Raw genomic sequence first — 21,351 nt, forward strand, 5'->3', positions numbered from 1 at the left:
GGCGGCGCCGGCGTGATTGCCTCTCATGGACGGGGCCGCGTCGAGGCCGCACGATGAAACGACCCGCCTCCGGGCTGGCCGGCCGCCACGTCATCATGCTGCTGCTGGCGCTGCTGGTGGCGCTCTTCCTCGGCGGCATGTGGCTCCTCTCCGACCTGAACCTGCGCATCGCCGAATCCTCATTGGCCGAACTGCGCGAGCACCAGATCCACGAGACCTTCCAGGCCAATCTGGAGCGCATCGACGCCCACCATCGGCGCATGGAGCAGAATACCCAGGACCTGGCGCGGGTGGGCCAGCTGCTCATCGAACTGGACGGTGGACCCGCGGCGGCCGAGGAGGCCCTGCGTCAGGCGCTGGCCGACTTTCCCGATGCCCGGGGGTTGACCCTGTGGCTCGGCGCCGCCACGCCGCCGCTGGGCAGGTACGTCTGGCGGCAAGGGGGTGAAGTGCGGATCGCACCCCTCGTGGCGGGCTGGGCCGAGGGCGACGGGCTGGCCAGGCGGCTCGACGCCTGGCGCGAGGGGGCGCCGGCACTGCACTGGACCGCCGCTTACTTCAAGGTGCGCATCGACGACATGGTGATCAGTGCCAGCGCCCCGGTTCGCGACGCCGACGGGCGGGTGCTCGGCATGGTGGCCAGCGACTGGGTAGCCGGCGACATCATCGGCCTGATCAGCGACGTACAAGTGACGCCGAGCGCCTTCACCTTCCTGGTGGACCGCGAGAACCGCAACCTCTCGAGCCTGGCCCTGGCCGAGGACCAGGCCCGCGCCCGGCCGCTGATCGAGGCGGTCATCGACCAATCGCTGCATCGCGGGGCCAGCAGGGCGCTGACGTTGAGTTCCCTGGTCCTGGCGGGCGAGCCCTGGATGCTATTGCACGCCACCACCCGGGCCGGCATGGTCTTTGGCATCGGCGCGCCCCAGGCCGAGATCGATGCGGTGCTGATCCCCATGCGCCAGGCCAACCTGCGCATCATGGCGACGGTGGGGGCGGGGGTGCTGCTGCTGGCGCTGGTGATCCTGCTTCTGGTGGCCGGCCTGTTGCGCCAGCTGCGCACCCTCTACACCGATCCCCTCACGGGCCTGCCCAACCGTGCCCGCCTGCTGGCCGACCTGGAGGGTCACAAGCCTGGTGCCCTGGTGCTGGTCAACGTGGATGGCTTCAAACAGTTCAACGGCGTCTTCGGTCAGGCCTGCGGTGATCAGGTGATTCGCCACATGGCGGCGCTTCTTGCCGACGCGCTCGAGGGGCCGGAGTGGCGCGGGAGTCGGCTCTACCGCATGCCCGCCGACGAGCAGGCGATCTGGTTACCGGGCCGGCTCTCCCCGGCGTCGTTGGTGCAGCGCCTTGCGACGCTGCAGGCGGCCGTGGGCAGCTCACGGTTGACCTGGCGGGGGCAGGAGCTGGCGCTGCATGCCACCCTGGGGTTGGCCGCCACCTGGCAGCTCGAGGAGGAGGACCGCGAGGCGCTGATTTCCGCCGCCGGGATGGCACTGCGCCAGGCTAGGGAGCAGCAGCTGGGCAGCCGCATCCATGACCCCGGCATGGGCGTGCGGGAGGGCTACGAGCAGAACCTGGCCTGGGCCAACCGCCTCACCGCCGCCCTCGAGGAGGGGCGAATCGTCGCCTACTTCCAGCCGATCCTCGAGCTGGCCAGCGGCCGTATCACCAAGCACGAGTGCCTGATACGACTGATCGACGAGCAGGGCGAGGCGATGAACCCCGGCCAGTTCCTGGAGGTGTCGCGGCGCAGCCGGCTGCACCGGCGGTTGACCCTGACCATGCTCGAGTGCTGTCTGGCGGCCATGGCCGACAGCGACCAGGCCTTCTCCCTCAACCTCGCCGCCGAGGACCTGGTGGATCCAGAGGTGTGTGAACCGCTGCTCGCCCGGGTGGCAGAGAGCGGCCTGGGCGGCCGGCTGATCTTCGAGATCCTCGAGTCCCACAGCATCGACAGCTATGCGGCGGTCAGCGTTGCCATTGCGCGGGCCCGCGCGATGGGGGTGCGCATCGCCATCGACGACTTCGGCACCGGTTACGCCAACTTCGAGCACTTGCTGCGCCTCGACGTGGATCTGCTCAAGATCGATGGCAGCCTGATTCGCCACCTGGATCATGACCCCCAGGCCCTGACCCTGACCCGCGGTATCGTGCGCTTCGCACGGGAACTGGGCATCGAGACGGTGGCGGAATTCGTGCATGGCCCCGAGGTGCTGGTGCGGGTGCGCGAACTGGGCATCGATCATGCCCAGGGGGCCTGCATCGGCATGCCTGTCCCGCAACCGACGTCCGAGCGTCGACTGCCCTGAGCGACGGTCGTGCAAATCCGCGACAAGGCACCGGTGCCCCGATGCAGCGGCGCCAAAAAAGCCTTACCATGGGCGCCCGCTGACAAGGAACGCCTCCATGCTCGACCGCCTGCCTTTCCTGATCGGGTTGCGCTACGTGCGCGCCAAGCGCCGCAACCACTTCATCTCCTTCATCTCGCTGACCTCCATGCTGGGCCTGATGCTGGGCGTCGCGGTCCTGATCCTGGTGCTCTCGGTGATGAACGGCTTCGACCACGAGCTGCGCACCCGCATCCTCGGCATGGTGCCCCACACCAAGGTTGAGTCGCGCACCGGCATGGTGGAGTGGGAATCCCTGGCCGCGCGGCTGATGGAGCGTGAGCGGGTGATCGGCGCTGCCCCCTACGTGGAGCAGCAGGGCATGTTCTCGGTAGGCGGCCGCAACGAGGGCGCCATGGTCAACGGCATCCACCCCGAGTGGGAGGACCGCGTTTCGATCATCGGTCGCCACATGCAGCAGGGGGCGCTGGACGACTTGCAGCCCGGTGAGTGGAACATTGTGCTGGGCTCGATCCTGGCCCGACGGCTGGGGGTCGGGGTCGGGGACACGGTGACCCTGCTGGTGCCCGAGGCCTCGATCACCCCGGCCGGGGTCTTTCCGCGGCTCAAGCGTTTCACGGTGAGCGGGGTGTTCAGCGTCGGCGCCGACCTGGACGCCGCCCTGGCCTACGCCAATATCGAGGACATGCAGACCCTCGCGCGGCTCGGTGACGCCGTGGGTGGCCTGCGCCTGGAGCTCGACGACCTCTTCGCCGCCAGCGCGGAGACGAGCAGCATCGTCAACGAGCTCGGACCAGGCTACCGCGGCACCGACTGGACCTTCTCCCACGGCAACCTGTTCCAGGCGATCCAGATGGAGAAGCGCATGATCGGGCTTTTGCTCACGGTGATCATCGCCGTGGCCGCCTTCAACATCGTGTCGACCCTGGTGATGGTGGTCACCGACAAGCATGCCGATATCGCCATCCTGCGCACCATCGGCGCCACCCCGCGCTCGATCATGGGCATCTTCATCGTCCAGGGGCTGGCCATCGGGGTGATCGGTATCCTGGTCGGCGTGGTGCTCGGGGTGCTGCTGGCCCTGACCATCTCCCATATCATCGACGGAGTCGAGAGCCTGTTCGGCATCCAGTTCCTCGACGCCGGGGTCTACTTCATCAGCAACCTGCCCTCCCGCCTCGACTGGACCGACGTGCGCGATATCGTCGCGGCGGCGCTGGTCCTGACCTTCCTTTCCACCCTCTATCCGGCCTGGCGGGCGGCCAAGGTCAAGCCGGCGGAGGTACTGCGCTATGAGTGAAACGACCATGCAAGCCACAGCCGAGCACGGCGCCCGGGCGGTGCAGGGTAGCGTCATGCTGGAGTGCCTCGACCTGACCCGGGTCTACAGTGAGGGCCCCCAGGACATCACCGTGCTGGACGGCCTGGCGTTGATCGTCCACGCCGGCGAACGGGTCGCCATCGTCGGCAGCTCCGGCTCCGGCAAGACCACCTTGCTCAACCTGCTGGGTGGCCTCGACCAGCCCACCCGGGGCGAGGTGCGCATCGCCGGCGAGTCGCTGCTGGCACTGGGCGACGCGGCCCTGGGCCGCTTTCGCAACCGGCATATCGGCTTCGTCTACCAGTTCCACCATCTGCTGGCCGAGTTCACCGCTCTGGAGAACGCCGCGCTGCCACTGATCGTGCGTGGCCAGCGCAAGAAGGTGGCCGAGGCCAGCGCCCGGACGCTGCTGGAGCGGGTGGGCATGGCCCAGCGCGCGGACCACAAGCCCGGCGAGCTCTCCGGCGGTGAGCGTCAGCGGGTGGCCATCGCCCGGGCCCTGGTCACCGACCCGAGCCTGGTGCTGATGGACGAGCCCACCGGCAACCTGGACCAGCACACCGCGTCCAGCATCCTGGCGCTGATGGATGAGCTGGCCCGCACCTCCGCCTGCGCCTTCGTGATCGTGACCCACGACCCGGCGCTGGCGGCCCACCAGGACCGGGTCATGCGCCTGGACGAGGGGCGCCTGACCGAGCAGCCGCGGGGTACGGCGGCGGACTGAGTCCAGCCCACGGCAGCCTGGCATCACCCGGTAACAGACAGCAAACGGCCGGCCCCCTTGGGGTCGGCCGTTGGCGTAGGTGGAGCAGCAGTATCAGACGGCTACAGCGGGTCGTCCTTGCAGGGCCTCCTGCGTCGCCGACGGCGACGGGCCTTCCAGCTGCGCGAGACCTGCCAGCGCCAGATCAGCCGGATCACCAGGTTGCCGAGCAGCGCCAGTACGATGGCGGTGACCACCGAGCCCACCGCCAGGGCGGGCAGGATATCGGCCATCTGCTCGGCGATCCAGCGGGTGGAGAGACGCTCCGGGACCTCCCGGGCCGGGGTGTTCATCAGCCAGGTACCCAGCCGGTAGTTGCCGTAGAAGATCAGCGGCATGGTCAGCGGGTTAGTGACCCACACCAGGCCCACGGAGAGCGGCAGATTGGCGCGCGCCAGCCAGGCGCCCAGCGCGGCCACCATCATCTGGAAGGGGATCGGCAGCATGGCGCTGAACAGGCCCACCGAGAAGGCGTTGGCCACACTCCGTCGACTCAGCACCCACAGGGCGGGGTTACCGATGAGATGACTCATGAAACGCAGCGAGCGCTGGCGCCTGAGTGTCTCGGGGTGGGGCATGTAGCGCTGGAGAAAGCGGCGCGGCATGTCGTCGGGCTCGCAGCATCGTGACACCGGCTATTATCCATGCAAGGGCCTGCCTTTGCCATGGCGGTGCTTCCACGCTGGGCGCCGTGCACGGGCAGTCATGCATCCACCCGGAGCAAGGGAATGCGACCAGGAATGGCCATCATCCTGGCCCTGGCGGTGCTTGGCGGCCTGGGGCTGGGCAGCCGGCCACCGCCGGGGCTGCTAGAGGGGCTGGGGGTCCTTGCTCTGACGGTGCTGGCCCGGGGGCGGTCGGCCGGCTGGCTGCCGCTGGCGGCGCTGGTCGGGGTGACCGTCGGCCTGCTGCTGGTCCGCGGCGCCGGCCTGTCCGAGGGGCTGATCCGCGAGGATCTCTCCGTGGAGGGTCGGCTGGTGGCGGTCGCCGAGGAGGCGCACCTGACCCGCCTGACCCTGGAGGTGACGGCGTGTCATCCCCTCGCCGAGGGGCGCCCCGGCTGCGACCGCCTGCGGCGGGTGCGCTTGAGTGCCTTCGAGGCGCCTCCCATGCAGTCCGGCGAACGCTGGGCGCTGACCGTTCGCCTGCGCCCGCCGGCGGGCTTCGCCAATCCCCACACCTTCGACTACGAGGCCTGGCTGTGGCGCGAGGGGATCCAGGCCACCGGCTATGTGCGCCGTGAGCCGCCGCCGCGGCGGCTGGCCGATGCCATCCCCGGGCTGCGCGAGCGGGCCCTGGCTCATCTGGAGAGGCGTGAGTTACCGCCGCGCGCCCAGCGCTGGCTGGCGGCGCTGACCTTGGGCGCCGGCGAGCAGCTGACCGCCGAGGACTGGGTGCTGCTCAACGCCAGCGGCACCACCCACCTGATGGTGATCTCCGGGCTTCACGTGGGGTTGGTGGCGAGCTTCGCCCTGCTGCTGGGTCGCGGGGCGGCCAGGCTGGCGACTCCGGGTCGCTGGCGCCTGGCGGTGTGGCCCTGGTGGCTGGCCGGCGCCGCGGCGGCGGGCTATGCGACCCTCTCGGGGCTGGAGCCTCCGGCGCTGCGGGCCCTGGTGATGGCGCTGGTGGGGCTCTGGGTCGCCAGCGGGCGTCACGCACCGGGGCCCTGGCAGGGCTGGTGGCTGGCCCTGGCGGTGGTGCTGCTGCTCGATCCCCTGAGCGCCTGGCGCCCGGGGCTGTGGCTCTCCTACCTGGCGGTAGCGCTGTTGATCCTGGCCTGGCAGGGGCGGCCCCGGCCGCGGGAAGCGCGCGGCTGGCTGTGGGCGCTGGTCCGGACCCAGCTGCTGCTGGCGCCGCTGATGGCGGCGGCGGTGCTGCTGGCTTTCGCCCGCCTGGCGCCGGCGGCGCCGCTGGTCAACCTGGTGGCCGTGCCGGTGGTGAGCAGCCTGCTGGTGCCGCTGGGACTGCTCGGCTGGCTGCTCGCCCCCTTGCCGCCGCTCTCGACGCTTTGCTGGTGGTTGTTTGCCCGGCTGGCGGAGGCGCTGGCCCGGTGGCTGGAGGCGGCGGTGGAGTGGCTGCCGCTGTGGCTCCCCGAACCGGCCCTGGTGACGCCCCTGGCGCTTTGCCTGGGGCTGGTGGCACTGCTCTGGGTGCTGCCCGGACTGACGGGTGCGCTGCGCGCCGCGGGCAGCCTGGCGCTGGCCGCGGTGGCCATGGCCCTGGCGCCGTCTGGCATCCCCCAGGGCCAGCTGGAAGTGCGGGTGATGGACGTGGGCCAGGGGCAACTGGTGGAGCTGCGCACTGCAAGCTACCGAGGGCTCTACGACGCCGGCCCGCGCTTCGCCTCGGGTTTCGCCCCGGTTGGCGTGCTGTGGCCGCCGGGCCAGCGCTTCGACGATGTGATCGTCAGCCACGACGACCTCGATCACGCCGGCGGGGTGGCGTTGCTCGATGAGCGCCATCGGGTGGGGCGCTTCCTGGCGCCCCCCGGCGAGACGATTGGCGTACCCTTCACGTATTGCCGGGCCGGGGAGGGTTGGGAGCGGGACGGCGTGCGCTTTCGCTTCCTGTGGCCGCCGGCCGACACCGAGACGCTCTCCAGCAACGACCGCTCCTGCGTGCTGGAGGCGAGCGTGGCCGGGCAGCGGCTGCTGATCACCGGCGACGTGGGGCGCCGGGTGGAGCGCGCCATTCTCCTCGAGGCCGAGGCGCCGGTGACCCTGCTGGTGGCGGGCCACCACGGCAGTCACACCAGCTCCGGCCCCCAACTGGTCCAGTGGCTCACCCCGCGCCATGTGGTCTACAGTGCCGGTCGGCGCAACCCCTTCGGCCACCCCCACGACGAGGTGGTGAGACGCTTCCGGGCGGCGGGCAGCTGCCAGTGGAGCACGGCGCTGGATGGGGCCCTGACCCTGCGTCTCGGGGGAGGGCCGGACCGTCTCGTTGAGAGCCTGCGACGTCAGCCCTGGCGGTGGGGCGGTGTCGGAGCCGACTGCCTTGCGTTAGAATCGCTCTGAGATCGGGAACACGCATCACGGGGCATCTTCGAGGGGAAGCGCATGGACATGATGGAGGCCCTGATCGCCGGGGGCTGGCTGATGCTGCCGCTGCTCGGCTGTTCGCTGCTGGCCACGGTGATCATCATCGAACGCCTCTGGACCCTGCGCGCCGGGCGTATCGCTCCCCGGGGACTCGGCCAGGAGGTCTGCACCCTGGTGGCCCGCGGCCAGATCAACCTTTTCTGGCTGGAAAGCCATTCGCCGCTCGGCGGCGTGCTGGCCGCGGGGATGCGCAACGCCCGGCTCGGCCATGAACAGGTGCGGGCTCGGCTCCAGGAGGCGGGTACGGCGGTGATCCACGACATGGAACGCTTCCTCAGCCCGCTGGGCACCATTGCCGCCATCGCCCCGCTGATCGGCCTGTTGGGCACGGTGGTGGGCATGATCGAGGTCTTCTCGGTGATCGTCGCCGGCGACGGCGCCAGCCGCACCGCCGACCTGGCCGGCGGCATCTCCCGGGCTCTGGTGACCACCGCGGCGGGCCTGACCGTGGCGATCCCGGCCCTGATGTTCCATCGCTACTTCCTGCGCCGGATCGAGGACATCACTCTGCGCATGGAGGAGCAGTCGGGCCAGGTGGTAGAGTTCCTTGCCCATTTCGGCGGCGAGCTGACCCTGGCCGAACGCCACGAGGTCACCGGAGAGGAGGAGCGCCTGGAGGCCGATGGGCGCATGGCGCCGCGGGTGAAGCGCCCGTGAGGTTTGCGCGTACCCGCCGCGACCCGGTGGAGGTCAACCTTACGCCGCTCATCGACGTGGTGTTCCTGCTGCTGATCTTCTTCATGGTCTCCACAACCTTCGAGACCCGCCAGGCGCTGGAACTCGAACTGCCCAAGACGACCAGCGGTGCCGCCGCCGAGGTCTCGCCGGTCACGGTGGTGATCACCGCCACCGGCATCTACCGGCTCGGCGAGCGCGAGCTGTCCCCGGCCGAGCTCCCCGCGGCGCTGGCCGCCGAGGCCGAGGAGGCCCGCGAGCACGGCCTGGTGGTGGAGGCCGACGGCCGCGCCAGCCACGCCGACGTGGTGCGCGTGCTCGACCAGGCCGGCCTGCAGGGCATCCAGCGGGTGCGCATCGCCACCACCGAGACCCGCCCCAGTGATACCTCGACCAGCGAGACCACTTCCTCACCAGCGGAGACGCCGTGAACCAGGACGGGACCCCCCAACACTCGGGCTGGACGCTCTACAAGCGTCTGCTGAGCTATGTGCGCCCCCACTGGCGCTCCTTTGCCCTGGCGATCGTCGGCTATGCCATCTACGCCGCCTCCAGCACGGCCATGGCCGAGATGATGAAGCGGCTGATCGATGGCATCCAGGACCCTGGCGCAAGCTTTCGGCTCTTCCTGCCGATGTTTGTGGTGGGCATGTTCGCCGCCCGCGGGCTGGGTACCTTCCTCGGCACCTACTTCATGAGCAACGTGGCACGCAACGTGGTCCACACCCTGCGCTGCGATGTCTTCAACCACATGCTGCACCTGCCGGGGCGCTTCTTCGACAGCCACTCCAGTGGCCACCTGATCTCGCGGGTCACCTACCACGTGGAGCAGGTGACGGGGGCGGCCACCAAGGCGCTGACCATCCTGCTGCGCGAGGGACTTTTCGTCATCGGCCTGGTGAGCTATCTGCTGTGGACCAACTGGATGCTGACCCTGCTGTTCCTGACGGTGACCCCGCTGATCGGCGGTGTGGTCAGCTACGCCAGCAAGCGCTTCCGGCGCATCTCGGCGCGCATTCAGGCCTCCATGGGAGACGTCACCCATGTGGCCTCCGAGGCGCTCTCCGGTTATCGGGTGGTGCGCACCCATGGTGCCGAGCCCTTCGAGAAGGCCCGCTTCGCGGCGGCCAGCGAGTACAACCGCCAGCAGAGCATGAAGGAGGCGCTGACCAAGGCGGTCAGCACGCCGATCATCCAGCTGCTGGTGGCCCTGGCCCTGGCGGTGCTGGTGTGGCTGGCCATGTCGCCGGCGCTGATGGACAACATGACCGCCGGCGAGTTCGTGGCCTTCATCACCGCCGCCTCGCTGATGGCGAAGCCGGTGCGCCAGCTCACCGAGATCAACAGCGAGATCCAGAAGGGCCTGGCCGCCGCCGCCGAGCTGTTCGGCCTGCTGGAGGTGCCCGCCGAGCGGGACGAGGGCCACCATGAGGCCGAGCGTCTCGAGGGCCGGGTACGCCTCGAGGGCGTGCGCTTCCGCTACGGAGAGGACCAGCCCGATGTGCTCAAGGGGATCGATCTGGACGTGGCCCCGGGGGAGATGGTCGCCATCGTCGGCCGGTCGGGCAGCGGCAAGTCGACCCTGGTAGGGCTCCTGCCGCGTTTCTACCGGCCCACTGAGGGGCGAGTGCTGATCGACGGCGTGCCCCTGGACGACTATCGCCTGGCACCGTTGCGACGCCAGATCGCCCTGGTCTCCCAGCAGGTGACCCTGTTCAACGCCAGCATCGCCGACAACATCGCCTACGGGGTGCCGGATGCCGAGCCGGCCGCCATCGAGGCTGCCGCCCGGGCCGCCCACGCCCACGAGTTCATCGAGCGCCTGCCCGGCGGCTACGCCACCGTGGTGGGCGACAACGGCGTGATGCTCTCCGGCGGTCAGCGCCAGCGTCTGGCCATCGCCCGCGCCATCTTCAAGGACGCGCCGCTCTTGATCCTCGACGAGGCCACCTCGTCGCTGGATACCGAATCCGAGCGCCATATCCAGGCGGCCCTGGAGGAAGTTTGCAAGGGCCGTACCACTCTGGTGATCGCACACCGCCTCTCCACCATCGAGCGCGCCGACCGCATCCTGGTGATGGCGCAAGGCGAGGTGATCGAGCAGGGCAGCCACGCCGAACTGATCGGCCGTGACGGCGCCTATGCGGCCCTGCATCGCCTGCAGTTCCAGGAAGCGGACCCGGCATGAGGGGAGTGGCGGAGCGCTGGCTGGCGGCGGCTTATGTGGGCTCGCCCTGGCTCGCCCTGCTGCGCCCCCTGGAAGCGCTCTATTGCGCCGCCGTGGCGCGTCGCCGCGACGCCTACGCGGCGGGCCGCCGGGAGGTATGGCGCGCCCCGGTGCCGGTGCTCGTGGTGGGCAATCTGACTCTGGGCGGCACCGGCAAGTCGCCGCTGGTGGCCTGGCTGGTGAGCCACCTCGTCGAGTGCGGCTGGCGCCCGGGGATCCTCTCCCGCGGCTACGGGGGCAGGAGCGACGCCTATCCGCTGCGGGTCGAGGACCAGACGCCGGCGGCCCACTGCGGTGACGAGCCGCGCATGCTGGCCGATCAGACCGGCGTGCCGGTGGTGGCTGACCCGAACCGTCCGCGCGGGGCGCGAAAGCTGCTCGAGGCGGGCTGCGATATCCTGGTCAGCGACGATGGTCTGCAGCACCTGGCTCTGGGGCGCGATCTCGAACTGGTGGTGTTGGATGGGGTCCGGGGCTTCGGCAACGGGCGTTGCCTGCCTGCCGGCCCCCTGCGCGAGCCGCTCTCGCGCCTCGAGGGCGTCGATGCCCTCGTGATCAACGGCGAGCCGGCCTTCACCCCACCCGCCGGCGCCTTCACCATGGACCTCGCGCCCCTAAGCTGGCGACGGCTGGACGACGGCGAGCGACTGCCCCTGGCGCCGCTGCCGTTCTCCACGCCGGTGCACGCCGTGGCCGGCATCGGCCGGCCGGCGCGCTTCTTCGAGACCCTGGCGGGGCTCGGCGTCGAGGCGGCGGCCCACGCCTTCGGCGACCACCACGCCTATCGCGCCGAGGAGCTCGCCTTCGACGATGGCCGACCGCTGGTGATGACCGCCAAGGACGCAGTGAAGTGTCGTGGCCTGACCCCCGGCGACAGCTGGGTGCTGGAGGTAGAGGCCAGGCCCGAACCTGCCTTCGTCGGCTGGCTCGATGAGCGGCTGGCGAGGCTGGGCGCGCCGCCGTCGGCTATCCGGGAAGAAACGAATTCGCGAGCCGGCAGTGCGCCGGCTCACCATCAGGAGTGAGGTGAACACGATGGACAAGGAACTGCTGGCCATGCTGGTCTGCCCGCTGTGCAAGGGCAAGCTCAAGTACCGGCGCGAGGCCAAGGAGCTGCTCTGCCTGTTCGACGGCCTGGCCTATCCCGTGCGCGACGGCATCCCGGTGATGCTGCCCGAGGAGGCGCGTCAGCTCACCGTCGACGAGAAGCTTCACGACTCGCCCGGGCGCACGGGGGACGCGTGATGGCCGTGCGGGAGTTCATCGCCGTCATTCCGTCACGCTACGCCTCCTCGCGGCTGCCCGGCAAGCCCCTCGCCCAGATCGCCGGCCAGCCCATGGTGGCCCACGTCTGGCGGCGTGCCTGCGAGAGCCGCGCAACCCGGGTGGTGGTGGCTACCGACGACGCCCGCATCGAAAAGGCCCTGGCGGCGCTGGGCGCCGAGGTGCTCATGACCCGCGCCGACCACCCTTCAGGCACCGATCGCCTGGCCGAAGTGGCCGAGCGACTGGGCCTGGCCGACGACGCCGTGCTGGTCAACGTTCAGGGAGATGAGCCGCTGATCCCTCCGACGCTGATCGACCAGGTGGCCGATCGGCTCTTCGACGACCCCGATGCCTCCATCGCCACCCTGGCCGAGGCGATCAGCGATGTGGAGAGCCTGTTCAATCCCAACGTGGTGAAGGTGGTGCGTGCGCTCTCCGGTCGCGCCCTCTACTTCTCGCGGGCGCCCCTGCCCTGGGATAGAGAGGCCTGGGACAGCGACGCCTTCGCCATGCGCCCCGAGCTGCTCGAGACCGACGCCTGGCTGCGCCACATCGGGCTCTATGCCTATCGGGCGGGGTTTCTGGCCGAGTACCGTGACTGGACACCCTCCCCCCTGGAGCACCTCGAGCAGCTCGAGCAGCTGCGCGCGCTGCACCATGGCCACGCCATCCAGGTGGCGCTGGCCCGGGAGCCGCACCCCGCCGGGGTTGATACCGTCGAGGACCTGGCCCGGGTGCGTGGCCTGCTGGAAGCTAAAGCCAACAGGGGAGGTGACTGATGCGCGTACTGTTTGTCTGCCTGGGTAATATCTGCCGTTCACCCACCGCCGAGGGAATCTTCCGACGCCTGCTCGACGAGCGAGGCCTGGCCCATCGGGTCCAGGTCGACTCCTGCGGCCTCGGCGACTGGCACGTGGGCAAGGCGCCGGACCCGCGTACCCGTGAGGCCGCCGCTCGTCGCGGCGTGGACCTCTCCGCGCTGCGCGCCCGGCAGCTGGCCGCCGACGACTTTGGCCGTTTCGACTACTTGCTGGCCATGGACCATGACAACCTGGCGGCGATGCGCGCCCTGGCGCCGGCCGAGTTGGAGGCTCATATGGGGCTCTTCCTCGAGTTTGCCGGTCTGCCCGACCGTGCCGTGCCCGATCCCTACTATGGCGGGAAGCAGGGTTTCGAGGAGGTGCTCGACCTCGTGGAGCAGGGCGCCCGGGGCCTGCTGGCACAGATCGAGACGCGCCTGGAGGGGCGCCCTTGAGTCTGACGCTTGCCGCCGAGCACGACCTGACGGCGGCCAATACCCTGGGCCTGCCCTGCGTGGCGGCGCATTTCGCCGCGCCCGCCAGTCTGGTCGAGCTGCAGGCGGCCTTGAGTGAGGCCCGCGTTCACGGCTGGCCACTGACCCTGCTGGGCGGCGGCAGCAACCTGATCCTGCCCGAGCGCCTTCCCGGCCTGGTGCTGCAGCCCGCCATGGGCGACTGGTGGCTGGAGGAGGGCGAGGGCGAGACGGTCCGGGTTCACGCTGAGGCGGGGGTGGTCTGGCATGAGCTGGTGATGGCCTTGGCCGGCCTCGGCCTCTGGGGCACCGAGAATCTGGCGCTGATTCCGGGCCGTTGCGGCGCGGCACCTATCCAGAATATCGGCGCTTACGGGGTCGAGCTCTGCGAGGTGCTGGAGGCGCTGCAGGTGGTCGACCTGGCGGACGGCCGCGCGGCGTGGATGACGCCCGAGGCGTGCGCCTTCGCCTATCGCGACAGCGTCTTCAAGGGGCGGCTGGCGGGGCGGGTGGTGATCACCCGGCTGGCACTGAGGCTGACGCGCTCGGCAACGCTGCGCCTTGGCTACGGCGATCTGGCCGCCCGGGTGGGGGAGACCCCGACACCGCTGGCGGTGGCCGAAGCGGTGAGTGCGATTCGCCGTGACAAGTTGCCCGACCCGGCTCGGCTCGGCAACGCCGGCAGCTTCTTCAAGAATCCCCTGGTGAAGGACGAGCAGGCCAAGCGTCTGCTGGCCGAGCACCCCGAGATGCCCCATTTTCGCCAGCCCGATGGGCGGGTCAAGCTGGCCGCCGGCTGGCTGATCGACCGCTGTGGCCTCAAGGGCCTGCGTGAAGGGCACTTCGGAGTGCATGACCGCCAGGCGCTGGTGCTGGTGCACTTCGGCGGGGGCAGTGCCGGCGAACTGCTTGCCTTCGCCGACCGGGTGGCCACAACGGTGCGTGAGCGCTTCGGTGTGACGCTGGAGCGGGAGCCTCGGCTCCCCGGTGAGCGATGAGTCTGGCCTGACAGCCTGACAGCCTGACCCGAAACGACAGCGCCCGCAGCTATGGCTGCGGGCGCTGTTGTTGCAGGGGAGGAAAGCAGGGCCTCTTCGGCCCTGCTTGCCATTTCTCCTAGCGTTGAGGGCTTTCCTGGGCCTTGGCCTCCAGCTCACGACGGCGGATCTCCCGCGGGTCGTTGTGGGCGCGCCGACGACGGCGATTGGCGCGGCGCTCCTCCTGCGTCTCCTCGGCCTTAGGGGCTTCGGCTTTCACCTCGGCCTTGGCCTCGGTGGGCTGCGACTCCGCCTTGGGCGCATCGGGCTTGGGCATTTCGGCCTTGGGTATTTCGGTCTTTGCCTCGGCCGGCTTCTGCGCGCCGGGCTGGGGCTCCGCCTTGGCCGCGTCGGCCTTCACCTCGGCCTTGGGCGCGTCGGGCTTTGCTTCGGCCTTCACGTTCGCGGGCTTCTGCGTGTCGGCCTTCAGCTCAGTCTTGGCGTCGGCCGGCTTCTGCGCGCCGGGCTGCGGCTCCGCCTTGGCCGCGTCGGCCCTCACCTCGGCCTTGGGCGTGTCGGGCTTTGCTTCGGCCTTCACGTTCGCGGGCTTCTGCGCGGTGGGCAGCGGCTCTGCCTTGGGCGTGTCGGCCTTCACCTCAGCGTTGGCGTCGGCGGGCTTCTGCGCGGTGGGCTGCGGCTCCGCATTGGGCGTCTCGGCCTTGGGCTCTGCCTTGGCGTCGGCGGGCTTCTGCGTGGTGGGCAGCGGCTCTGCCTTGGGCGTGTCGGCCTTCACCTCAGCGTTGGCGTCGGCGGGCTTCTGCGCGGTGGGCTGCGGCTCCGCCTTGGGCGTCTCGGCCTTGGGCTCTGCCTTGGCGTCGGCGGGCTTCTGCGCGGTGGGCTGCGGCTCCGCCTTGGGCGTCTCGGCCTTGGGCTCTGACTTGGCCTCAGTCTGAGCCTCGCCCCTGGTCTCTGCCGTCACGGCGGGCTTGGCGGCTTCGACCCTGTCCGCCTGCGGGGCGTCGGCTGTCGCATCCGGCTGGGCCTCGGCCGGCTGGTTCTCGGCGGCTTCGGCCTGGAGCCGCTGCTGCTCGGCCTCGGCCTTGGGGTTGATGGCATGCTGACGGCTGCGGTTGCGCGGATTGTTGCGGGCGCGCTTGGGCTTGCCATCGTCTACCGGCGCCTCGGTTTTGAGGGCTTCGGGCCTGGGTGCCTCGCTCTTCGCGTCGACCGGCTTCTCGGCAGGGCGCTCGTCGCGCTTGTCGCCGCCGCGGGAGCGACGCGAGTCGGCGCGAGGCTTATCATCGCGGGGCTTTTCATCGCGAGGCTTTTCATCACGAGGCTTTTCATCACCCGCCCGGGGCGTCTCCGGCGGGCGAGCCTGACGGGCGTCGTCCTGGCGCCCGCGTCCACGGCCGCCGCGGCCGGCGTTGCCACGATTGTCGGCGCCATCGGCTCGGCTGTCGCCGCGCTCGTTCTCCTGGCGCGGGGCGCTACGGCGCTCCTCGTTGCGCGGGCGACGCTGGCGGTTGTTGCGGCCGCTGCGCTCGTCTTCGCGCGGTGAGGGCTTGCGGCCGCCCTTGTCACCGCGCGCTTCCTCGGTGCGGACGGGGGGCTTCTGCCCGCTGTCGGCAGGCGCTTCGTCGCCGCCCAGCAGCTTGGCCAGGCCCTTGACCAGGCGGCCCAACACGCCGGCCTGGGGCTCGACGACCGGCTGCTGCACCATCGGCGGCCTGGCGGGGCTCTTGGCCGCCGGGGCCGGGGCGGTCGGGGCCGCGGGGGCCTGTTCCTGCGCAGTTGGTGTCTCTTCCTGTTGCAGGGAGGCGGGTGCGGGCTCGTGGTGGATCACCGTCTTCACCGCCGCCTCGGCGCGCTGCGCCGGCTTGGCGAAGGTAGACTCGGGCTCACGGCCGATCTCGGTCTCGGTGGCGAGCTCGAAGCTGGAGAGGGAGGCAGTGCCGTCCTCGTCCACATGGTCGTCGCGCAGTCGCTGGACATCGTAGTGGGGCGTGTCCATTTCGATGCTGGGGAGCAGCAGGACCCGCACGCCTTGGCGACGCTCGATCTCGGCCAGCACGGCGCGCTTCTCGTTGAGCAGGTAGGTAGCGACCGGCACCGGCAGGATGGCCCGGATCTGGGCGCTGCGCTCCTTCATGGCCTCTTCCTCGATCAGGCGCATGATCGAGAGCGAGATGGAGCGCACGTCGCGGATGGTGCCCTGGCCGACGCAGCGCGGGCAGACCACGCCGCTGGTCTCGCCAAGCGACGGGCGAAGGCGCTGGCGGGACATCTCCATCAGGCCGAAGCGCGAGATGCGGCCGATCTGCACCCGGGCGCGATCCAGCTTCAGCGCGTCGCGCATGCGGTTCTCGACCTCGCGCTGGTTGCGCGCCGGGCTCATGTCGATGAAGTCGATGACCACCAAGCCGCCGATGTCGCGCAGGCGCAGCTGACGGGCGATCTCGTCGGCGGCCTCCAGGTTGGTCTGCAGCGCCGTCTCCTCGATGTCGCTGCCGCGGGTGGCGCGGGCCGAGTTGATGTCGATGGAGACCAGCGCCTCGGTGTGATCGATGACGATGGAACCCCCGGAGGGCAGCTTCACCTCACGCTCGTAGGCGGTCTCGATCTGGGACTCGATCTGGAAGCGCGAAAAGAGCGGCACCTCGTCGACGTAGAGCTTGATCTTCGACTGATAGGAGGGCATCACCTGTCGGATGAAGGCCAGCGCTTCCTGGTGGACCGCCTCGCTGTCGATCAGCACCTCACCGATATCCTGGCGCAGGTAGTCGCGCATGGCGCGGATGATGACGTTGGACTCGCGGTAGATCAGGAAGGGGGCGGAACGCTTGCCGGCCTCTTCGGTGATCGACTCCCACACCTGAATCAGGTAGTCCAGGTCCCACTGCAACTCCTCCGGGGAGCGGCCGATGCCGGCGGTGCGCACGATCAGGCCCATGCGGTCGGGCACGGTGAGCTGACCCATGGATTCCTTGAGCTGGCTGCGCTCCTCGCCCTCGATGCGTCGCGAGATGCCACCGGCCTTGGGGTTGTTGGGCATCAGCACCAGGAAGCGGCCGGCCAGGCTGATGAAGGTGGTGAGCGCCGCGCCCTTGTTGCCGCGCTCCTCCTTGTCGACCTGGACGATGACTTCCTGGCCCTCCCTCAGCACCTCCTTGATGCTGGGGCGGCCCGAGGCGGGCTCCTTGACGAAGTACTCGCGGGAGATCTCCTTCAGCGGCAGGAAGCCGTGACGGTCGGCGCCGAAGTCGACGAAGGCGGCCTCCAGGGAGGGCTCGATGCGTGTGATCTTTCCGCGGTAGATATTGGCTTTCTTCTGTTCCCTGGCACCGGACTCGATGTCCAGGTCGTAGAGGCGCTGTCCATCGACCAGCGCGACGCGCAGCTCTTCGGGCTGGGTCGCATTGATGAGCATCCGTTTCATATTGTCTCGCACTATGGGGTGCCGGCGAGTGCGACGTGACGAACCTCTGTGTGCTGCGTGCCTGTTCTCAGCGTATCGCAGGAATACGCATATCTTCGGCCGTGGCGGTTCGATAACGAGGCGTCACGGCACGAGCTGTTGAGTACGGGGCGGAGGCAGGACATGTCTCGGCGGGGGTCACCCATCCGGCCCTGCGGTCACCGCCAACACCTGGCATTCATCGATTCGCCGCCGCCGGTCTCCGGCACGCTGTTGAACGTGTCCCGTGGCCTGCCGACGTTCCATGACGGGGGAAACATCGGGGGATCCGGGCGTGGCGCTATTTCGCTGTCTTTCCGTTGCTGCGGGCGGCGGGACGTATCGACGTCGTCGCGGCCTGATCTTTTCGCTTCGGCCTGCGTGTCTGTCGAGCAGGCGCCTGGCGGGCTGATTTTGGCCCATTGAAGCGAACAGGCAATATAACAGCAACAGGGCCGCGCCAGCAATTGGCGCGCCGGGGCGCCCGCTGCGATAGAATGACCCTTTTGGCAGTTTCCGGCAGTGGAGTCTCGGCATGGCCGAAGGGCGCGACGTACAGTGGGTCGAGGTGACGGAAGGGCAGGACGGCCAGCGGGTCGACAATTTCCTGATGACCCGCATCAAGGGGGCGCCACGGGCGCTGATCTATCGCATCGTGCGCAAGGGCGAGGTGAGGGTGAACAAGAAGCGCGTCAAGCCGGACACCCGCCTGGCCATCGGAGACCTGGTGCGCATCCCGCCGCTCAAGCTCTCGCCCCGTGAGGCGGTGCTCGAGGTGAGCGATAACCTGCGCAACCTGTTGGCCGGCAGCGTGCTGGTGGAGGGGCGCGACTGGTTGGTGATCAACAAGCCGGCGGGTCTCGCCGTTCACGGCGGCAGCGGGGTCAAGATTGGCCTGATCGAGGCGCTGCGTCAGGTCCGCGAGGAGCTCGATTTCCTGGAGCTGGTCCACCGCCTGGATCGTGACACTTCCGGCTGTCTGCTGCTGGCCAAGTCGCGCCCGGCGCTGCTGGCGCTCAACGCCGCCCTCAAGCAGCAGCAGATGGACAAGCGCTACCTGGCCCTGGTGGCCGGCCGCTGGCCGGCGAAGCGTGACTATGTGGCGGCACGGCTGGACCGCTACACCCTGGCCAACGGCGAGCGTCGGGTGCGGGTCGATCCGACCGGCAAGGTCTCGCGGACCCGTTTTGCGGTGCGCGAGACCTTCGCGAGGGCGACCCTGATGGAGGCCGAACCGGTCACCGGCCGCACCCACCAGATCCGTGTGCATGCGGCACACGCCGGCCACCCGCTGCTCGGCGATGACAAGTACGCCAGCCGAGACAGCCAGCGCCTCAGCGCGTCGCTCGGGGTCCCGCGGCTGTTCCTGCACGCCGAGTCGCTGAGCTTCCCCGAGCCCACCAGCGGCCGCCCGGTGCAGATCAAGGCGCCGCTGCCCGAGGAGCTCAAGGCGGTGCTGGCCCGGACCCGCCGCGACGCCTGAGCCTTGCCACGCCCCCATACCACTTGCATCGACTACACGGAGCCGACAATGCGCTATCGACTGGTGATCTTCGACTGGGACGGCACCCTGATGGATTCGGTGGCGCGCATCGTCGACTGCATGCAGGCGGCGTCGCGGGACGCCGGCTGGGGAGAGCTCTCGCCGGAGAGCGTGAGCAACATCATTGGCCTGGGGTTGCCCGAGGCGATTGCCACCCTGTGCCCGGGCATCGACCCGGAGCGCGCCGAGCTGCTGCGCAGCCGCTACGCCTGGCACTTCGTGGAGGGCAACGACACCCCCATGCGCTTCTTTTGCGGCGTGGAGGAGGGGCTTGCCGGCCTGCACGGTCGTGGCGATCAGCGCCTGGCGGTGGCCACCGGCAAGAGCCGCCGCGGCCTCGACCGCATCTTCCGCGAGAGTGACAGCGGGCGCTGGTTCCACGCCAGCCGCACCGCCGACGAGACCCGCTCCAAGCCCCATCCGCTGATGCTGGAGGAGCTGCTGGCGGAGCTCGAGGTGCCGCTGGCGGAGGCGGTGATGGTGGGCGATACCGAGTACGACCTGGAGATGGCCCGCGCCATCGGCATGGACCGGGTGGCGGTGACCTGGGGCGTGCATGCGCCGGCGCGGCTGGCAGCCAGTCGGCCGACCTTCACCGCCGAGGCGGTACCCGACCTGTTTGACTGGCTGCAAGGAAGGTAAACGATGAGCGACGACGACCAGAAGCGCGGCGAGAGCCAGGACCCCTGGACCCAGGGGCCGGAGCGGCCCCCCGAGCAGGCCCGGGCGGAGCGCGAGGTGCGCCGTACCTCGTCCGAACAGGGCGCGGCGCCGGCGGAGAGCGCCGAGACCCTGCGTGAGCGTCAGCGTCTTCAGCAGATGGAGATGATGGACCGCTGGATCGGCGGCGTGCTGTCGGAGCAGCGCCGTTCCCGGCGCTGGAAGCTGTTCTTCCGCTTCCTGCTCGTGGCGGTGATCCTGGCGTCGCTGTCGGCGAGCCTCTACAGCCTGCTGGCCGGTCCTCCCGGCCGTGGCGGCGTCGGCCCGCACCTGGGGGTGGTCAAGGTGCGCGGCGTGATCGATTCAGAGTCACCGGCCAGTGCCGAGCGCATCGTTGCCGGGCTCAATCGCGCCTGGGAGGCCGAGGAGAGCGAGGCGGTGGTGCTGCAAATCGACAGCCCAGGTGGCAGCCCGGTGCAGTCTCAGCGCATCTATGACGAGATCATGCGGCTGCGTGCCGAGGGCGACAAGCCGATCATCGCGGTGATCGAGGACGTGGGCGCCAGCGGCGCCTACTACATCGCCGCGGCGGCAGACGAGATCCTGGTCGCACCGGCCAGCCTGGTGGGCTCCATCGGGGTGATCTCGGCCAGCTTCGGCTTAGAGGAGGCGATCGAGCGCCTGGGCGTGGAGCGCCGTGTGTTTGCGGCGGGCGACAACAAGGCCTTCCTCGACCCCTTCTCGGCGCTGGCACCCGAGCAGCGCCAGTTCTGGCAGTCGGTGCTGGAGACCACCCACCGCCAGTTCATCGAGGCGGTGCGCGAAGGGCGAGGCGATCGCCTCGGCGACGACGAGCGGCTCTTCAGCGGCCTGGTGTGGAGCGGCGAGCAGGCCTTGGAGCTCGGCCTGGTGGACGGCATCGGCAGCCTGGGCGGCCTGGCCCGGGAGCGGCTGCCCGCGCCGAAGGTGCGCGACTACACCCCGCGCCTCGACCCCTTCGAGCGCTTTTCCCGGCAGTTCGGCCGCGTCGCCATGGAGCTGCTGGGTGTGCCCCGCGCCGACTCGCCGCTGCGCTACCAGCTACCCTAGCGGGTCCAGTCCCGCCTCGCGCAGCAGCGCGCAGAGGCGGATCAGCGGCAGGCCGACCAGGGTGTTGGGGTCATCGCCCTCGAGTCGTTCGAACAGGGCGATCCCGAGCCCCTCCATGCGGAAGCTCCCGGCGCTGTCCAGGGGCTTCTCCTTATCTACGTAGCGGGCGATCTCGTCCTCGCCGAGGCGGCGGAAGACCACGTCGTAGGTCTCGTGGCAGACCCGCTCGCGGCCGTGCCGGGAATCCAGCAGCGCCAGGCCGGTGAGAAAGCGCACCCGGTGGCCGGAGAAGCGGGCCAGGTTGGCGCGCGCGGTGGACGCATCCAGGGGCTTGCCGAGGATCTCGCCCTCGAAGAGGGCCACCTGGTCCGAGCCGATGATCAGATGCTCCGGCCAGGCCTCGGCCAGCCGCCGGGCCTTGGTCAGCGCCAGTCGCTCGACGAGGGCTTCGGGGGGCTCGTCCGAGTGCGGGGTCTCGTCGATGTCGGGGCTCTGCCAGGCGTAGGGGATTTCCAGCCGGTCGAGCAACTGGCGGCGCCAGCGGGAACCGGAGGCGAGGACAAGACGGGGCATGGGGGCAGTTCCTGATCGAGGGGATGGCGGCAGCGTAGCATGAAGCCGTCGGGCTCAAGGACGCTGGCAGCA

The 21,351-nt window shown here is 69.8% G+C and carries 18 protein-coding genes; 15 read left to right on the top strand and 3 right to left on the bottom strand.

What is annotated here, in order from left to right; genetic code table 11:
• The first annotated feature begins 53 nt into the window (after positions 1-53).
• The 3 genes from ACR80S_RS08540 to ACR80S_RS08550 all read left to right on the top strand — a co-directional run bounded on the left by ACR80S_RS08540 (position 54) and on the right by ACR80S_RS08550 (position 4,399).
• On the top strand, positions 54-2,315 hold the full coding sequence (locus ACR80S_RS08540; RefSeq protein ID WP_435403008.1) for an EAL domain-containing protein: 2,262 nt from the start codon (positions 54-56) through the stop codon (positions 2,313-2,315).
• Positions 2,316-2,412: 97 nt separating this feature from the next.
• Positions 2,413-3,654, top strand: a complete 1,242-nt coding sequence (locus ACR80S_RS08545; protein WP_435399821.1) for a lipoprotein-releasing ABC transporter permease subunit — start codon at positions 2,413-2,415, stop codon at positions 3,652-3,654.
• A gap of 7 nt (positions 3,655-3,661) precedes the next feature.
• A complete protein-coding gene (locus ACR80S_RS08550) occupies positions 3,662-4,399 on the top strand; it encodes an ABC transporter ATP-binding protein (RefSeq protein ID WP_435399820.1) in 738 nt (245 codons plus the stop codon).
• Positions 4,400-4,500: 101 nt separating this feature from the next.
• Here ACR80S_RS08550 and ACR80S_RS08555 read toward each other — a convergent pair whose 3' ends face one another.
• Positions 4,501-5,043: a DUF2062 domain-containing protein gene (locus ACR80S_RS08555; RefSeq protein ID WP_435400087.1), complete on the bottom strand. Its 543-nt coding sequence runs from the start codon at positions 5,041-5,043 to the stop codon at positions 4,501-4,503.
• Between the two features lie 123 nt (positions 5,044-5,166).
• Here ACR80S_RS08555 and ACR80S_RS08560 point away from each other — a divergent pair, with 123 nt between their 5' ends.
• Genes ACR80S_RS08560 through murB form a run of 9 tightly spaced genes read left to right on the top strand, consistent with a single transcriptional unit; the run spans position 5,167 to position 13,978 of the window.
• A complete protein-coding gene (locus ACR80S_RS08560) occupies positions 5,167-7,455 on the top strand; it encodes a DNA internalization-related competence protein ComEC/Rec2 (protein WP_435403009.1) in 2,289 nt (762 codons plus the stop codon).
• Positions 7,456-7,497: 42 nt separating this feature from the next.
• Positions 7,498-8,196 (top strand): MotA/TolQ/ExbB proton channel family protein, encoded by a 699-nt coding sequence (locus ACR80S_RS08565; RefSeq protein ID WP_435399818.1) that lies wholly within the window; start codon positions 7,498-7,500, stop codon positions 8,194-8,196.
• Positions 8,193-8,645 carry an ExbD/TolR family protein gene (locus ACR80S_RS08570; RefSeq protein ID WP_435399817.1) on the top strand — a complete coding sequence of 151 codons (453 nt, stop codon included), beginning with the start codon at positions 8,193-8,195 and terminating at the stop codon, positions 8,643-8,645. Before ACR80S_RS08565 ends, ACR80S_RS08570 begins: the two co-directional genes overlap by 4 nt.
• Positions 8,642-10,402: a lipid A export permease/ATP-binding protein MsbA gene (gene msbA, locus ACR80S_RS08575; protein WP_435399816.1), complete on the top strand. Its 1,761-nt coding sequence runs from the start codon at positions 8,642-8,644 to the stop codon at positions 10,400-10,402. The genes ACR80S_RS08570 and msbA overlap by 4 nt, the downstream gene beginning before the upstream one ends.
• Positions 10,399-11,466, top strand: a complete 1,068-nt coding sequence (lpxK, locus tag ACR80S_RS08580) for a tetraacyldisaccharide 4'-kinase (RefSeq protein WP_435399815.1) — start codon at positions 10,399-10,401, stop codon at positions 11,464-11,466. The genes msbA and lpxK overlap by 4 nt, the downstream gene beginning before the upstream one ends.
• Before the next feature lie 10 nt (positions 11,467-11,476).
• On the top strand, positions 11,477-11,686 hold the full coding sequence (locus ACR80S_RS08585) for a Trm112 family protein (protein WP_435399814.1): 210 nt from the start codon (positions 11,477-11,479) through the stop codon (positions 11,684-11,686).
• Positions 11,686-12,486 (top strand): 3-deoxy-manno-octulosonate cytidylyltransferase, encoded by an 801-nt coding sequence (gene kdsB / locus ACR80S_RS08590; protein ID WP_435399813.1) that lies wholly within the window; start codon positions 11,686-11,688, stop codon positions 12,484-12,486. The genes ACR80S_RS08585 and kdsB overlap by 1 nt, the downstream gene beginning before the upstream one ends.
• Complete coding sequence (locus ACR80S_RS08595; RefSeq protein ID WP_435399812.1) at positions 12,486-12,962, top strand: low molecular weight protein-tyrosine-phosphatase; 477 nt, start codon at positions 12,486-12,488, stop codon at positions 12,960-12,962. The genes kdsB and ACR80S_RS08595 overlap by 1 nt, the downstream gene beginning before the upstream one ends.
• Positions 12,959-13,978 carry a UDP-N-acetylmuramate dehydrogenase gene (murB, locus tag ACR80S_RS08600; RefSeq protein WP_435399811.1) on the top strand — a complete coding sequence of 340 codons (1,020 nt, stop codon included), beginning with the start codon at positions 12,959-12,961 and terminating at the stop codon, positions 13,976-13,978. The genes ACR80S_RS08595 and murB overlap by 4 nt, the downstream gene beginning before the upstream one ends.
• A gap of 118 nt (positions 13,979-14,096) precedes the next feature.
• Here murB and rne read toward each other — a convergent pair whose 3' ends face one another.
• Positions 14,097-17,396 carry a ribonuclease E gene (rne, locus tag ACR80S_RS08605; protein ID WP_435403010.1) on the bottom strand — a complete coding sequence of 1,100 codons (3,300 nt, stop codon included), beginning with the start codon at positions 17,394-17,396 and terminating at the stop codon, positions 14,097-14,099.
• Between the two features lie 553 nt (positions 17,397-17,949).
• Between rne and ACR80S_RS08610 the strand changes: the two genes are divergently transcribed.
• The 3 genes from ACR80S_RS08610 to sppA are packed head-to-tail and all read left to right on the top strand — an operon-like array spanning position 17,950 to position 20,706.
• Positions 17,950-18,897 (top strand): RluA family pseudouridine synthase, encoded by a 948-nt coding sequence (locus ACR80S_RS08610; RefSeq protein WP_435399809.1) that lies wholly within the window; start codon positions 17,950-17,952, stop codon positions 18,895-18,897.
• A 48-nt stretch (positions 18,898-18,945) separates the two neighbouring features.
• On the top strand, positions 18,946-19,599 hold the full coding sequence (locus ACR80S_RS08615) for an HAD-IA family hydrolase (RefSeq protein WP_435399808.1): 654 nt from the start codon (positions 18,946-18,948) through the stop codon (positions 19,597-19,599).
• A 3-nt stretch (positions 19,600-19,602) separates the two neighbouring features.
• Positions 19,603-20,706, top strand: coding sequence for a signal peptide peptidase SppA (sppA, locus tag ACR80S_RS08620; RefSeq protein WP_435403011.1), 1,104 nt, complete (start codon positions 19,603-19,605; stop codon positions 20,704-20,706).
• Here the strand turns inward: sppA and ACR80S_RS08625 are convergent.
• Positions 20,698-21,279, bottom strand: coding sequence for a Maf family protein (locus ACR80S_RS08625; protein WP_435403012.1), 582 nt, complete (start codon positions 21,277-21,279; stop codon positions 20,698-20,700). The two genes, sppA and ACR80S_RS08625, sit on opposite strands and share 9 nt — an antisense overlap.
• Positions 21,280-21,351 lie beyond the last annotated feature (72 nt).

It is taken from the genome of Halomonas salsilacus, from assembly GCF_051216275.1.
In the GTDB taxonomy this organism is placed as follows: Bacteria; Pseudomonadota; Gammaproteobacteria; order Pseudomonadales; family Halomonadaceae; genus Halomonas.

Coding starts and splice junctions, on each gene's coding strand:
- ACR80S_RS08540 (WP_435403008.1), top strand. CDS start 54: ATGAAACGACCCGCCTCCGGGCTGGCCGGCCGCCACGTCATCATGCTG.
- ACR80S_RS08545 (WP_435399821.1), top strand. CDS start 2,413: ATGCTCGACCGCCTGCCTTTCCTGATCGGGTTGCGCTACGTGCGCGCC.
- ACR80S_RS08550 (WP_435399820.1), top strand. CDS start 3,662: ATGCAAGCCACAGCCGAGCACGGCGCCCGGGCGGTGCAGGGTAGCGTC.
- ACR80S_RS08555 (WP_435400087.1), bottom strand. CDS start 5,043: ATGCCGCGCCGCTTTCTCCAGCGCTACATGCCCCACCCCGAGACACTC.
- ACR80S_RS08560 (WP_435403009.1), top strand. CDS start 5,167: ATGCGACCAGGAATGGCCATCATCCTGGCCCTGGCGGTGCTTGGCGGC.
- ACR80S_RS08565 (WP_435399818.1), top strand. CDS start 7,498: ATGGACATGATGGAGGCCCTGATCGCCGGGGGCTGGCTGATGCTGCCG.
- lpxK (WP_435399815.1), top strand. CDS start 10,399: ATGAGGGGAGTGGCGGAGCGCTGGCTGGCGGCGGCTTATGTGGGCTCG.
- ACR80S_RS08585 (WP_435399814.1), top strand. CDS start 11,477: ATGGACAAGGAACTGCTGGCCATGCTGGTCTGCCCGCTGTGCAAGGGC.
- kdsB (WP_435399813.1), top strand. CDS start 11,686: ATGGCCGTGCGGGAGTTCATCGCCGTCATTCCGTCACGCTACGCCTCC.
- ACR80S_RS08595 (WP_435399812.1), top strand. CDS start 12,486: ATGCGCGTACTGTTTGTCTGCCTGGGTAATATCTGCCGTTCACCCACC.
- rne (WP_435403010.1), bottom strand. CDS start 17,396: ATGAAACGGATGCTCATCAATGCGACCCAGCCCGAAGAGCTGCGCGTC.
- ACR80S_RS08610 (WP_435399809.1), top strand. CDS start 17,950: ATGGCCGAAGGGCGCGACGTACAGTGGGTCGAGGTGACGGAAGGGCAG.
- ACR80S_RS08615 (WP_435399808.1), top strand. CDS start 18,946: ATGCGCTATCGACTGGTGATCTTCGACTGGGACGGCACCCTGATGGAT.
- sppA (WP_435403011.1), top strand. CDS start 19,603: ATGAGCGACGACGACCAGAAGCGCGGCGAGAGCCAGGACCCCTGGACC.
- ACR80S_RS08625 (WP_435403012.1), bottom strand. CDS start 21,279: ATGCCCCGTCTTGTCCTCGCCTCCGGTTCCCGCTGGCGCCGCCAGTTG.